This is a genomic window from Pelagicoccus albus (genome assembly GCF_014230145.1).
GTDB classification, from domain to species: Bacteria; Verrucomicrobiota; Verrucomicrobiia; order Opitutales; family Opitutaceae; genus Pelagicoccus; species Pelagicoccus albus.
Genome location: NZ_JACHVC010000013.1, coordinates 1 through 13341, shown reverse-complemented (window position 1 = coordinate 13341; position 13341 = coordinate 1). Strand labels below are relative to the sequence as shown.

The 13341-nt window shown below is 53.8% G+C and carries 11 protein-coding genes; 7 read left to right on the top strand and 4 right to left on the bottom strand.

What is annotated here, in order from left to right:
- Positions 1-169 precede the first annotated feature (169 nt).
- On the top strand, positions 170-4816 hold the full coding sequence (locus H5P27_RS15390; protein WP_185661325.1) for a 2-oxoacid:acceptor oxidoreductase family protein: 4647 nt from the start codon (positions 170-172) through the stop codon (positions 4814-4816).
- Between the two features lie 320 nt (positions 4817-5136).
- Positions 5137-5820: a VPDSG-CTERM sorting domain-containing protein gene (locus tag H5P27_RS15385; RefSeq protein WP_185661324.1), complete on the top strand. Its 684-nt coding sequence runs from the start codon at positions 5137-5139 to the stop codon at positions 5818-5820.
- A gap of 147 nt (positions 5821-5967) precedes the next feature.
- Here the strand turns inward: H5P27_RS15385 and H5P27_RS15380 are convergent, their stop codons facing one another.
- The 3 genes from H5P27_RS15380 to H5P27_RS15370 all read right to left on the bottom strand — a co-directional run bounded on the left by H5P27_RS15380 (position 5968) and on the right by H5P27_RS15370 (position 8134).
- Positions 5968-6981 (bottom strand): PDZ domain-containing protein, encoded by a 1014-nt coding sequence (locus H5P27_RS15380; protein WP_185661323.1) that lies wholly within the window; start codon positions 6979-6981, stop codon positions 5968-5970.
- Positions 6982-7073: 92 nt separating this feature from the next.
- Positions 7074-7622 carry a hypothetical protein gene (locus H5P27_RS15375; protein ID WP_185661322.1) on the bottom strand — a complete coding sequence of 183 codons (549 nt, stop codon included), beginning with the start codon at positions 7620-7622 and terminating at the stop codon, positions 7074-7076.
- Positions 7619-8134 (bottom strand): RNA polymerase sigma factor, encoded by a 516-nt coding sequence (locus H5P27_RS15370; RefSeq protein ID WP_185661321.1) that lies wholly within the window; start codon positions 8132-8134, stop codon positions 7619-7621. The genes H5P27_RS15375 and H5P27_RS15370 overlap by 4 nt, the downstream gene beginning before the upstream one ends.
- 191 nt (positions 8135-8325) lie before the next feature.
- On the opposite strand from H5P27_RS15370, the gene H5P27_RS15365 reads away from it, so the two are divergent.
- The gene (locus H5P27_RS15365; protein ID WP_185661320.1) at positions 8326-8892 is read left to right on the top strand and encodes a hypothetical protein; all 567 of its coding nucleotides are present in this window, start codon (positions 8326-8328) and stop codon (positions 8890-8892) included.
- 33 nt (positions 8893-8925) lie between these two features.
- Here the strand turns inward: H5P27_RS15365 and H5P27_RS15360 are convergent, their stop codons facing one another.
- Positions 8926-10338: an integron integrase gene (locus H5P27_RS15360; protein ID WP_185661319.1), complete on the bottom strand. Its 1413-nt coding sequence runs from the start codon at positions 10336-10338 to the stop codon at positions 8926-8928.
- A gap of 297 nt (positions 10339-10635) precedes the next feature.
- Here H5P27_RS15360 and H5P27_RS15355 point away from each other — a divergent pair, with 297 nt between their 5' ends.
- The 4 genes from H5P27_RS15355 to H5P27_RS15340 all read left to right on the top strand — a co-directional run bounded on the left by H5P27_RS15355 (position 10636) and on the right by H5P27_RS15340 (position 13257).
- Positions 10636-11070, top strand: a complete 435-nt coding sequence (locus H5P27_RS15355; RefSeq protein WP_185661318.1) for a hypothetical protein — start codon at positions 10636-10638, stop codon at positions 11068-11070.
- A gap of 34 nt (positions 11071-11104) precedes the next feature.
- Entirely contained in the window at positions 11105-11449 is a 345-nt protein-coding gene (locus H5P27_RS15350; RefSeq protein ID WP_185661317.1) for a hypothetical protein, read from the top strand.
- 152 nt (positions 11450-11601) lie between these two features.
- Positions 11602-12177: a flotillin-like FloA family protein gene (locus tag H5P27_RS15345; protein WP_185661316.1), complete on the top strand. Its 576-nt coding sequence runs from the start codon at positions 11602-11604 to the stop codon at positions 12175-12177.
- Positions 12178-12819: 642 nt separating this feature from the next.
- Positions 12820-13257, top strand: a complete 438-nt coding sequence (locus H5P27_RS15340; protein WP_185660198.1) for a hypothetical protein — start codon at positions 12820-12822, stop codon at positions 13255-13257.
- Positions 13258-13341 lie beyond the last annotated feature (84 nt).

The window sequence follows — 13341 nt, the reverse complement described above, 5'->3', positions numbered from 1 at the left end:
ACTCACATTTAGCTATTAAAGACATTTTTATCTTTTAATTCAGCTCATAGTGGGTGATTCTCTCGGGATAGCCGCAGGCGGTTGGCTAATTCGAGAGCTCGATGGTATGGTCCTAAAATGACGAACCCGACAGCTCTCTCTTCCTTTCCGAACAGTTACTAACGACAAAATGATCGCTTCGAAACCGAAATATCCTGGGATACGTATCACGACTAACGGTAACCAACTGGTTGCCCTCTACACAGAGGCCCGCATCGCGGAAGCCGGCGTATTCTACCCCATCACCCCCTCCACCGAAATGGGCGAAATGTTTGAGTTCGCCCGAGCTAAAGGTCAGCTAAATGTCTTTGGCCAGCCGACCCTCGCCATCGAGGCGGAAGGCGAACACGCTGCTCAGGGCGGCGCCATCGCCCAATCAGTCACCGGCAAACGTACCGTCAATTTCACCTCCGGTCAGGGTATCGTCTACGGCGTCGAGCAATACTACCACGCCCCAGGGAAGCTCTCCACTATGGTTCTGGAAGTCGCGGCCCGCGCCTTGACCAAGCATGCCCTTAACGTGCATTGTGGCCACGACGACATCTACGCCGCTCTCGATACGGGCTGGATCATGATGTTCGCCAAGGACGCTCAGCAAGCCGCCGACCAAGCCGTCATCCTTCGCAAGGTAACCGAGAAGGCCCTCACTCCGGGCATGAACATCCAGGACGGCTTCCTGACTTCCCACTTGGAGCGTACCTTCCTCAAGCACGAGTCCGGCCTGCTCCGCGAATTCCTTGGCTCGCCGGACGACATCATCGAATGTCCAACAGAAGCCCAAAAGGAACTCTTCGGACCAACCCGCCGCCGCATCCCGAAGGTAATCGACCTCGCCGATCCTGCCCTCATCGGCCCTGTTCAGAATCAGGAGCACTACATGAACGGCGTCGTCGCTCGACGTAACAATTTCATCGAACCGATCCTCGGCTTCATCGAAGAAGCTTACAACGAATTCGGAAACCTGACCGGACGCCACTACAGCCTTGTCACCGAGTACCGCAACGACGACGCGGAGGTCACCTTCGTGACTCTCGGTTCCGCAGCTGAAAACATCGAAGCGGCCGTCGACTACCTCCGCGAAACGCGCGGTGCCAAGGTCGGATCCGTCCACGTCAACGTCATCCGTCCTTTCCCACAAGCAGCCATCGTTAACGCTCTGCGCGGCAAAAAGGCCTGCATAATCCTCGAACGTACCGACGAACCACTCGCAGGCGACAACCCCTTGGCTCGCGAAGTTCGCGCCGCCCTGACCAAGAGCTACATCCATCCGGGCTTCGCCCACCGCGACGGATTGCCAACCATCGAGCAGAGCGAAGTTCCACGCAACTACTCCGGCGTCTACGGACTCGGATCGCGCGACTTCCGTCCAGAGCATATCATCGGAGCCTACGAATTCGTAGCAGAAGGCCGTGCTCGCCAAGACGGCAAGAAAGCCGACGACGGCGTCACCTTCATGAACCTCGGTGTCAACCACCCTTACTCCGTGGTCTCGGAAGATACGCCATCGCTCTTGCCAAAGGACGCGGTCGCCGTTCGCCTCCACTCCATCGGCGGCTGGGGTATGATCACCACGGGTAAGAACTTGGCCGAGATCATTGGCGACTTGGGTACCTACGTTGCCCAACGCGACAACGAATTGGACGAAAACGGCAACCCCAAGGAAGTCGTCCACGTATCGGCCAACCCAAAATACGGATCGGAGAAGAAGGGCTCGCCAACCGAATACTTCCTCACCGCCGCCCCTGAGCGCGTCCGCGTAAACTGCGACCTCAAACACGTAAATGTGGTGCTCTGCTGCGACCCGAAGGCCTTCACCCATATCAACCCGATCAAGGGTCTAGTTGAAGGCGGTGCCTTCATCTGGGAATCTGCCGAAGCTCCCGAAAAGGCATGGCAGCGCATCCCATCCAAGTACCGCCAAGAGATCATCGATAAGAAGATCCGCGTCTTCATCCTCCCAGGCTTCAACATCGCTAAGAAGGCAACCAACCGTCCGGAGCTGCAGCTCCGCATGCAGGGTAATTCCTTCCTCGGTGCATTCTTCAAGGTATCTCCCTTCCTGAACACCTTCGGCATCACCGAAGACCACTTCAAGGAAGTCGTTCGTGCCCAGTACGAGAAGAAGTTCGGCAAGTTCGGTGCCGCGGTTGTGGACTCCAACATGGAAGTCATGACCCAAGGCGGAACCCAGATCGTAGAAGTTCCTTACGGACCTGTCGACGCTCCGGACCTCTCCGCCATGCGTGGCGAAATGCTGATGCCTAACAGCGACTGCGGAGGAGCTTGCGGTTGCACGCCGGACGCAGCTCAGCCAGCAGGCACTCCGATGTACCGCACCGAGACTTTCGACAAGGAGTTCCGTGCCGGTCTTGGATACGATCAGCCCGCCACTCCGCTGGCCGCAGTGGGCGTGATGGCTTCCGCCACCGGAGCGACGACTTCGAAGTACGGAGCCCGTCGAGAGACACCTCGCTACTACGCGGAAAACTGTACCCAGTGTATGGAGTGTATCACGTCTTGTCCGGATACGGCCTTGCCGAACACTGCTCAAGACCTGCAAACCATCCTTCGCACCGCGGTTGAAAACTACGTCCGCGAGCCCGAGCAACGCGCCCTCATCGCGGCGGCCATTCCAGATGTCGACTCCGCCATCCGCGAGCGCATGAAGGACAACGCCAAGAAAAAGGCAGGCGAATCCGTGCGCGAATTGGTCATGGAAATCGTCCGGGCCGAGCAAAAGATCTCTGCTGAAGCGGCCGACGAGCTGGACGCAGTCTTGAAGATCCTTCCGCTCGCATATCTCAAGGTTCCGGCCGTCTTCTTCTCCCTCGAGCGCAAGCAAGCGGGTGCCGGCGGCATCTTCTCCATCTTCGTTTCCGACCTTTGTAAAGGCTGTGGACTTTGCGTGGAAGTTTGTGGCGACCACGACGCCCTTCGCATGGTGGAAGACACCGAGGAGTACAACGCCGAGATTCTCTCTGCCACCGAGTTCCTCAAGCTCCTGCCCAACACGGACCAGAAGTTCCTCGGCCTCTATAAAGACGAGGCTCCTGAAGAATCCCGTCCAGCGGCTTGGAGAAACCACATGATGGTTAACCGCAACTACGACGCCCTCGTATCGGGTGACGGAGCTTGCGCAGGCTGTGGCGAAAAGCCAGTGCTTCACGCCCTCGCTTCGGTGACCGAAGCCTACATGCGCCCGATCTACCACAAGAAGGCGGATCGCTTCCTGGAAAAGGTTGCCAAGCTCAAAGCCGAAGGCCCTACAGCCCTCGACAAGCTAGCCAAGGAGGACGCCAAGTCTTACGCGACTTGGAAGCGCATGGTGGCTCATATCATCATGGGACTAGGTGGCGACTCCGATTCCGATACCGACGCACGCCTCGCGGCCCACGGCGAAATCTCCGATGCCGATTGCATCGACGCCATCGCGGCCGTGTTGGAAACCGAAGCCTTCAACCACAAGAAGCTACAGACCATCGACGGTCGCCTCGCCAACGGCATGTCCGTCATGGCCATGGGTGCTCACACCGGATGTAACACGGTCTACGGTTCCACGCCTCCGAACAATCCTCACCCATACCCATGGATGAACTCCCTCTTCCAGGACGGAGCGACCATCTCGTGGATGATGGGCGAGAGCTTCATGACTGAGAACGCTCGCCGCTCCGTCATACCAGAGCGTATGATCGACCACTTGCTCGATGGCGACGTGCTAGACGACGTGAGCTACTTCGACTACACCCACTTCACCGACGCCCTCATGACCGATGAGGAAATCAAAGAGCTCCCCAAGGTTTGGTGTGTTGGCGGTGACGGAGCGATGGGCGATATCGGCTTCCAAAACGTTTCTAAGGTTCTCCTTCAGAACCGTCCAAACGTGAAGCTGCTCATGCTCGATACTCAGGTTTACTCGAACACCGGCGGTCAAAATTCTGACCACAGCCCGATGACTGGCGGCTTCGACATGAACCAGGCCGGCGCAGCGTCCCAAGGTAAGCTCAACGAGATGAAAAACATCGCCGAGTGTTTCCTCAACGGACACGGCTCCCCTTACCTCGCTCAAGTCTCTATGGCCGACGCCGCCAAGCTCTATACTAGCTTGCTCGAAGGTTTGCAGTACCGCGGCACCGCCTTCTTCCAGTGTTACACCACTTGTCAGCCAGAACACGGCGTGGCGGACAACATGGCGACCATCCAAGCCGGCATGGCTCGCGAAAGCCGTTGCTTGCCCGAGTTCGTCTTCAATCCGCAACTCGGCGAGTCCTACCCCGAAGCTCTCAGCTTGAAGGGCAACAAAAACCCGGACCGCGACTGGTGGCAGGCCAAGTACAGCGAAACCAAGGAGCCATACTCCTTCACCATCGCTCACTGGGCGTGCACGGAAGCCCGCTTCCGCCAGCACATCAAGAAGGCGACGCCTGAAGAAGTGGAGCGTATGGAACACCTCGAGGACGTCCTCCTCCGCGTCACGCAACAGGACGTCGTGCATCGTCGCTTCAACAATCCGAGAAACCTCTCCTACATCCCCGACTTCGGAGTCTACATCCTCTACGATGCGGGCAACGGCAAGCACGTGCCAATGAAGATGAGCCGCCAAATGGTCCTCTTCAACATCGAGCGCCGCAAAGCTTGGCGTATGCTGCAAAGCCACGCCGGTATCGTGAATTCCGACTACGAAGCCCAAAAGGCCCTCCTCGCCAAAGTGAACAAGGGAGAAATCAGCATCGAAGACGTGAAGGCCCAAGGCCGCTCCCTACTCGCCGCTGAAGCCTAAACAAGAGCCGCCTCAAACAGCTCCCCATCTGTTTCCCATCCCCAAACAAAGAAAGCCGGACTCCTTGAGGGTCCGGCTTTTTTCGTTCTCTGCAGGCCTAAGAACCAGTGCCTTCAGTAAGAAATTCCGACAAACTGTCGGCCTGCTTTACAGGTAAATTACACAGGCAAATGCTAGAGGCGATTACTCACATTTTTATTATTGTCTGTTTATGTGAGACTTACACATTGTTAAAACACTCGTAAAAGATTCCGGCGCGCATTTCGCTGACTTGTTGGCCAATGCTTGAAGAAATCCAAAACTCCCCGACATCCACATACATGAAACTGCTCAAAATCGCCTCCCTAGCCTCTGCTCTTGCCCTCGCTGCAGCTTCCCATGCCGCCATTATCACCCTGACCGATGAGTCGATTTTCGACTCCCAAACGTCCAGCCTTTCTTACCAAGATTTTTCCGCTGGTTCGGGCACGGATGTAGACGGCATCGGCGACACCCTAAACACTGCCAACGCAACCGCTGTCACAGGTCCCGTTATTCCTGGTCTCGAGTTCTCCGTTAGCGGCGGCAATGGCCTTGTCGTGACCCACCCTGGCTTTTTCGGAACCAAAAGCCGAGCGGTTGGCGCCAATACCTTCGTAGAGAGCCTATTCATCACTTTCGACAGCGGCCAAACAGCGGTCGGCCTCGGCCTTCTCAGCCTGCTAGACCAAAGCATTTTCAAGGTTTCCGTATTCGATACCAGCAACAACCTGCTGAGCATGTTCGATACGGGACCGGTCAACAACACCGGCGACTCCACCTTCCTCGGACTTATCGCCAATGGAACTGACCTGATCGGTTCCATCAACCTCGATTCCTACGACGATCAAGCGGAACTGGTGGACATGGTTAAGTTCGGTACAGCCACGCCGGAAACCATTAAAATCCCCGACCACAGCTCCACTGCAATTCTAGCCGGAATTTCATTCCTCGGACTCTTCATAGCGCGTCGCCGCATGAAGTAAACGAGCAGAAGCAATACCCCCCCGCAACAAGCCCCAAATCCAAATCTAAAAGAAAGCCGGACTCCTCGCGAGTCCGGTTTTTTCGCTTATCGAAATATCAGTAGTCTATGCCGATGCGCCTATCTCGCGCCACCGCCCTCCTTTCTTCTAAAAAGACTCTACCCCGCGGCTCGGAGCCACTGGAGCCTCTACCCAATCGACCGCCTTAGTGGCCACGATCTTTTCGATATGGGGCAGCTGCTTTTTCACCAGATCGGGCAGCAATTCCTTAGCCTTTTCGTCAAGCTCTCCTGAGTAGGAAACTTCGCCTTCCGAATCGACCACGCTGAGCTGACGCTGTTCGCCCACCCCTGCGATGACATAGCGGTTCCCCTCCTCATCCTTGAATTCGAAAACCTGTTCGTCGCTCTCGAAGACGATCGTCGGCTCGTTCATACCATCTACACTTTCCACCGCCTGAGTAACTCGCTCGATCAAGGTCTGCAGCTCTTCGCTTCGAATCATATCCATCTCGTCATCCATCTCGTAGACAAACGCGCTTTCGATAGCCCCATCCAGGCCTGCCTTGCGTATCTCCACCCGAGCTCGGGCAATTTCCTTTTGGGCCTTCGCGATTTCCTTTTGCACGTGTGCGAACTCCTCCTTCAAGCGCGCCTTCTCCTCCTCTGGTAGGCTTGCCGGAATAGGAGGCATTGGCGGTGCTGGAACCGCAGGCATGAAAAAGCCGTGCTCATCGCTACTCTTCTTTTTCGCTTTGCCTTCGCCGATAACCACCGTCGCTTGGGCCTCCTTACCGCCTCTCAAGTAGGTAATCACATGCTCGCTGCCGATCTCGCCATTGCGAACCAGCATCACCCCTTGCTTAACAGCCATCAAAATCTGGTCGTCGTATTTCAGCAAGATGTCGTGCTTTTCCAGCCCGGCTTGGGCGGCAGGACCATCCTCGGCGACACCGACGATTACCAAGCCAACCCCCGCATCGAGCCCCAACTGCTTGCTGACGATTTCCGGCACCGCTTCGATATAGACGCCGAGATACCCATATTTGCCGCTGGGCTCGGGCAATTCCTCTCCAGCTCTCAAAAAGCCGGTCAGCGCCAATCCGAGTAAAATCACGAGCGACCGGATCGCCCCTCCGTATCCGTTTCCTTTCATATTCATAAATATCAGTTTCCTTCCTTCATTTTCGGACAAAACCTAAGCCTGCTGGCGGCACATTCCGCCGGGCCTTTGCTACGTCAAAAATTTCTCATTCAGAACGAGACAGCCGGGATCACCCGAATCTCGTCTCGAACCTTCTGCACCGTAAAGGTCTCTCCTCCTTCTTCCAATTCCCAGACTTCCGTCTCCAGATAGCGGAGCGCCACCCGCTGCATCGCCTCTCCGTCTTCCCTGTAGAAAACGGGGCTCGGAGCCGCCCCCACCAGAGTCGAATACTGCTCGATCGGTCGAGCGCCCACTTCGAAGCGAGCCTCGCTTGCCCCTTCAACAACGCTCGCCGCCGGATCCGAGCCAGAGCTCGCCAAAGTCGTTTCTCCCGTGAGCGACGGTCTGGGTTGTGGATCAAGCACTAAAAGTACCGCCCAGACCGCCGCCACTGCTGAGACCAAAGCCGTAAAAGTCGTTCCCCAGATCAGCCTGCCTCGCTTCGGGCCCTCCTGCGGTAGAAACGCCACCACCTCCGGCGAGGCCGTCTCGTCTGCCTCTATTCTCTCTGCGATTCTCGCCTTCAACGCCGCGCTCGGACGCGCAGGAGTCATGCCTCGCAAGCTATCTTCAAATTCTTCCCAATCTTCCTTCATCTTTCCAAAGCTCCCATCTCCTTACGCAGCGCCTCCAGAGCATAGCGGTACCGCGACGAAACCGTGTTGGGCGAAATCTCCAGCGCCTCCCCGATTTCCTTCAGGGTCAGTCCAGCCCAAACTTTCAGCACCACCACCTCTCGCTGTTCCGCGTTCAACTGCTCCAAGGCCGACGATACCAAGGCCGCCGTCTCCTTCGACTCCACCGGACATTCGAAAGCCTCCACTGTGCCCTCTGGCTGCTCATCAGCCGAATACGTTTCCTCCCGAATCTTCGATCGCTTGCTTCGCCTCAACAAGTCCAAAGCCGCCCAGCGGATACACCCGTACAAGTACGACTCCAAACGATCCGCCGGATGCGATTTGCGGCCCTTCCAGAAACGCAAAAAACCATCCTGCACCACGTCCTCCGCAGTCGCCACGCAACCAACAAACTGTTTCGCAAAAAGCAGCATCTTTCCAGCACGCTCGTCGTAGAAAGTTTCCCAGTCCTGTAGTGTTGTATCGTTCAAGGTCTCTAGTATCCGAGCAGTTCTACCCCCAAAACGCCACCCCAGCAAAAACTCGTCTAATTTTTGTCGAAAAAATCTCCCGATCCACAAACCGCGCAAAACTTCGAGCCCGACCGACGGTCAAAAAACACCCGCCGCACCGCGTTTTTCAGCCTTCACACCGACCAGAAACCAGACTTCACTATCCACACATGACCAAGATCAGCCTCGCCGCCACAATCGCTTTCACCCTCGCCTTGCCAATTTTCGCTAAACCATTCAGCGAAAGCCTCACGCCCGAGCAATTCGAACAAGCAGGCCTCGGCAAGCTCAGCCCCCAAGAGCTACGAACGCTCGACCAGCTGTGGCAGGCCGCCCAAGTAGGCACCATCGAACCCAAAACCGACACCCTCCCAGAATCGCCAACTGCCCCGACTCCACCCGCCCCAGTTCCCGCCCTTGCGGCCACTCCTTCCCCAGCCACTTCCGCCACTCCAGCCCCCAATCCCGAAGACCTCCTCGGCAAGGAGCAAATCACCCCCGACGTCAGCAAAGCCCCCAAGGAAATCAGATCCCGCCTCGTCGGCACCTTCAACGGCTGGTACGGCGAAACCAAATTCCAGCTCGAAAACGGCCAAATCTGGCAGCAACGCATCGAAGACGTACAAAAGTACACCCCCTCCGAATCCCCGGAAGTCACCGTCAAAAAAGCCTTCGGCGGCTACCGCCTCGTCATCGACGGCTACCGCCAAAGCTGCCCCGTCAAGCGCATCAAGTAGCGCAGGATCTCGCGCTATCCCCCGAGCGAAACATCAAAAAGCTGCGTCACCATCCCGCGAATCGCCGCCTAGATTGAGTTCGTCCATGGGGCTGCGTACGTGCAACCCCGGCCTGTTCATAACATGCGTGTAGATCATCGTCGTCTCCACCGACGCATGGCCCAACAGTTCCTGCACCGTCCGAATATCGTAGTGCTTCTCCAAAAGATGAGTCGCAAAACTATGTCGGAGAGTATGAGGCGTTACCCGTTTTAGTATCCCCACATCGCGAGCCGCCTTTTTCACCGAGTCCCGCAATTTCCTGTCGGACAGGTGATGCCTCCTCCGCTTAGAGGAAACTGGATCCGTCTGTATTTTGACCGAAGGAAACAAATACTGCCAAGCCACGTCCTTCCCTGCTTTAGGCCATTTTCTTTCTAGTCCCGGAGGCATGTACACGCTGCCAAAGCCATCCTCCAAGTCGCGAGCGTGCCTGGCCTTCACGAATTCGATCTGTCGCTTCAAAGCCACGTTAAGCGAGGTCGCCAACGGAACTACACGATCCTTTGCGCCCTTCCCATCCCGTATTAGAATCGTGCCGTATTCGAAATCCAAATCCTTTAGACGCAAGCGTAGTACCTCCATCAACCGAAGTCCGCCTCCATACATCACCTCCGCTGCTAGACGGCAATCCCCAGACATCGCTCCCAAGAGCCGCTCCACCTCGGATATCGAAAGCACCACCGGAAGGTTACGCTTCGATCGTCCTCGAACAAATCCAGAGAAATCCAGTGTCTCTAGACCAAGAGCCTTCGTTACCAAAAAAGCCACCGAGTTCAAAGCCTGACGCTGCGTGGCCGCCGCCGAGCAACGCTCCACCGCCAAAAAATCCATAAACCCCACCACAGCCTTTTCCATCGCAGGAGCCAATTCACCCAACTCCGGCACATCCACCGAATCGCAAGCGCATTCCTCCCACCACTTCGAAAATCGACGCGTCCACTGCTCGTAGGTTCTCTCCGTCCTCAGCGCTAGCCCACGCTTCCGGCATTCGCCAATTACCAAATCCGGCCAAGCGCTGAACCTAGCTTTCAACCGATCATTCAATTTCCAAGGATACGGCAAATCCGGCTTAACATACTCCACTTGAGAACGCGTATCCACCCCATCCTTAACGCCCTCAAAACCACACGCCTCAGCCATCCACTCCAAGCTACGGCGAGCTTCCTCGATCTGGTCCTCGCTACACTCCCATTCTCTTTCGATAAAACGAGCAAATGTATTGATAATTCCCACCCTCGGAACCCTGCTAGGCAGACGCCCGTGATTGCGCCGCTCCACATAGACTAAAAACTTCTTGATCCAATAAGCAAAAGAACTCCCGTCCCTTCCTCTGAATTTAGATTTTTTCCACTCTGAACGGCCACGCAAAAGCCACTCCGGTTCCTTAACAGAAGATTCAGCCATAGGGTAACAATAGACAAGGTTGGGGTAAGGTTCAGCTGGCTCAAAAATGAACCTGCCGCAGACAACTGCAGATTCTACGTAATTCGCACTTGAGTCAAGGTGTGACGTAGCTATTTTTACGTAATCCACCCAATTCCGACGAACACCCCGCCCGACAAATGCGTTATGACAAAAAAACAGCAATAACCACCGCCCACGACGTGTTCGTCCGACAAAAACCCCTAAAATCACGTATATAACCACATTTCTGTTCGTCCGACAAAAAGCGCACAGAATAGTACTGTTGGACGAAAAAGAATGAACAAGCGAGTATCCAGTCTTTGGACATACCCCCTGAAGTACGGTTACGTTCTGTGTATCGGAGTGCTCGCGGTGATGGCGTTCAACGAAGAGGCAAAAGAAACCAGATTACTCATCCTCAGTTTTGGGTCGCTGATTGTTCTGATCAATTTCATGTTCTATCACAACCTGGCTACTGTCTACCAATTTGAGGACGGACTACGCTTCAAAAAATCAAAGAAAGAGTTCGAGTACACGTATCCTGAAATCCAAGAGGTCGAGATCGAACGATTTGTGAATTGCCAGCCAATAAGAATAAGAACCAGTGATGGAAAGAAGTTCAGATTCCTTTCGGTTGGCTCATTGTACTGGGCCAACATGGAGCTCGTGAACGAATTGAAAAATAGGTCCAACCAGTCGTCCCATACAACTCCGGCCAGCGCTCCGCGCTGACCTACGCATATGGACTTCACGTTCGACGAAAGAAATGATCAGATCCAAAGGAATAAAAAGAGCACTAATCCTAGCCGCGATCTCCCTGGTCATGGGATTCGTCTTCCTGTCCCTGTTGGCCGAACAATTTGAGATCGGAAAAACCGAAGAAGAATTGGTCCACCTACAAATTCCAGCCATGACCTTTGCATACGGCTTCCTATTCATAACCGCCTTTCTGTGGATCAATGAGTTTGTTTGGAGATGGAAAGAAGGAAAAGATTTAGGAGATAGAATTATGCCACTATTTTGGCTACTAGCGATGAACATCTATGGAGCCTTTTATTTCTCCTATCGAAGAATGAAAGAATTAGATCCTACACCGAATTATGAATACTAGGGAAAGAATGAAAGTAAGGTCGAACAAGTCGCTCGATACAACTCGGGCCAAGCGCCCGAGTTGTGGACGCAGCAAGGACGTATCTTACCCTACTCTTTCACGACGGTTTCCGAGCCCTCGCGTATCAGCTTAGCGTTCGACGAAGAAAATAAATGAGCCTATTCCTAAAGGAACGATTCGCGATGAGCATTCGAGGTTGTCCAGCTTCGAAGCTCATACGTCTTTTCAAGAAGTCCGAAACTCACGGAATGGGCGTGAGCCTGACCCAACTAGAAGCTCACCATCTATGTGGCGGAGACCCGTTCGGATTAGTTGACGAGCTTATTGATGCAAAAAGAAACGGGATTGAGCTCGAGTGGGATCGAGCGTGCGCGATCGATCTAGCGACGATGAACACCGATGACAGTCTTTCACTAGCGATAGAAAAAGCAAAGTCGAGTATCCACGATAGTTTCGATATGGAGCTATCTTCTACAGGGAAGAGATCATGGATATTGACGATCACGGTCTCACACAAAGTTAACCTTCATCGTTACGTAGGCGGAGCCGACTTCCCGATCTTGAAGGAAAGAATTATTCAAAGAATTGAAGAGTTCTACGAATCAAAGAAAGAGACGATAGCATCGATGTTCCCGACCCAAGATTTCAAGTCTTACATTTTTGAGAAATCTCCGGATGTAAGCACCAAACTCACCATCACTGACATTGAAATTGAGATACAAAACTAGGTCGAACAAGGCGTGTGAGGCAATGCCTGTTACGCTCCGCTCCACAGCCATCGCCTCCACTTGACGTTGGATGATAAGAATTGTAAGAGAGTTATTCACCGAAGGAGACATTAGTCGCCAAGAGGTCGTGTTTCGCACAAGACATCCTTACTTTTGGTTGTTCTGTGCGTCATTATGCTTGTTTGCACTTCTAGCACTTCCCTTTTCTTCTCGCCCAGAATCGTTCAAAGAGTTGGCGCCCTACTTAATTCCAACCGCTATATATTGTCTAGTCCTCACAAGTAGACGCAAATCGCTCAAATGGAACAAATGGAATAAGACTGTAGTAATCGAATCCTCCATCCTCGGACTAACCAGCATTCAAACTCTGTCATTCGACGACTTCGAATTTGATGTAAGATACATCAATCTCTTCAACCCAGCTAGACACGACAGTGGAATCGACAGGAATTGGTTCACCCTAAAGAGAGGGATTCGAACGTATCTACTCCCCTTAAAAATGAAAGCAATCAAAGAAAATATCCCTGAGGCTAAAAGACTTTTGGGAATAACAAAATGATATCCAACCAGTCAGCCCATACAACTCCAGCCAGCGCTCCGCGCTGACTTCCGCGTATGGCTTTCACGTTGGACCAAAAAGAAATGACTGACCCTGAATTCAATCTCCTCTCCAAACTGGAAACTGAAGGGATGCTCTCTATATTCGGAAGAAAGCCAGAAGACGAGAGCGTCCTTGCATACGAGATTTGTGAAAGAGGATGGGCATCGTACACCGGAAAAACGAAGATTCCAGAACGAGGAAAAATAAGATACCTCCTAGTTAATCTGGCGATCACTTCACACGGTCGAGAAGCACTCGGAAACGAACGAAAGAAAAGAGCGGAGAACTCCGTCTCAGGTGTATCAAAGACCGTTGCTAAAGCGTCCATGAAGAAAGTCGGATTCTTCATTTCACATGCTATCACAGTCGCCATCACAGTATTCGTCACTCTGTTGATCAAGGACTTCATGGACTCTCGAAAAGGACCACAGCAGGAAACCCAAGAAGTCCATGACAATGAGACCACTATAAATGAGTAAAAGAAAAGAAAGACTGTCCAACCAGTCAGCCCATACAACTCCGGCCAGCGCTCCGCGCTGACCTACGCGTATGGCTTTCACGTT

Excerpts from the sequence above, each read along its gene's own strand:
- H5P27_RS15365 (WP_185661320.1), top strand. The coding sequence starts at position 8,326 with ATGACCAAGATCAGCCTCGCCGCCACAATCGCTTTCACCCTCGCCTTG.
- H5P27_RS15375 (WP_185661322.1), bottom strand. The coding sequence starts at position 7,622 with ATGAAGGAAGATTGGGAAGAATTTGAAGATAGCTTGCGAGGCATGACT.
- H5P27_RS15350 (WP_185661317.1), top strand. The coding sequence starts at position 11,105 with ATGATCAGATCCAAAGGAATAAAAAGAGCACTAATCCTAGCCGCGATC.
- H5P27_RS15345 (WP_185661316.1), top strand. The coding sequence starts at position 11,602 with ATGAGCCTATTCCTAAAGGAACGATTCGCGATGAGCATTCGAGGTTGT.
- H5P27_RS15385 (WP_185661324.1), top strand. The coding sequence starts at position 5,137 with ATGAAACTGCTCAAAATCGCCTCCCTAGCCTCTGCTCTTGCCCTCGCT.
- H5P27_RS15340 (WP_185660198.1), top strand. The coding sequence starts at position 12,820 with ATGACTGACCCTGAATTCAATCTCCTCTCCAAACTGGAAACTGAAGGG.
- H5P27_RS15355 (WP_185661318.1), top strand. The coding sequence starts at position 10,636 with ATGAACAAGCGAGTATCCAGTCTTTGGACATACCCCCTGAAGTACGGT.
- H5P27_RS15390 (WP_185661325.1), top strand. The coding sequence starts at position 170 with ATGATCGCTTCGAAACCGAAATATCCTGGGATACGTATCACGACTAAC.
- H5P27_RS15380 (WP_185661323.1), bottom strand. The coding sequence starts at position 6,981 with ATGAATATGAAAGGAAACGGATACGGAGGGGCGATCCGGTCGCTCGTG.
- H5P27_RS15360 (WP_185661319.1), bottom strand. The coding sequence starts at position 10,338 with ATGGCTGAATCTTCTGTTAAGGAACCGGAGTGGCTTTTGCGTGGCCGT.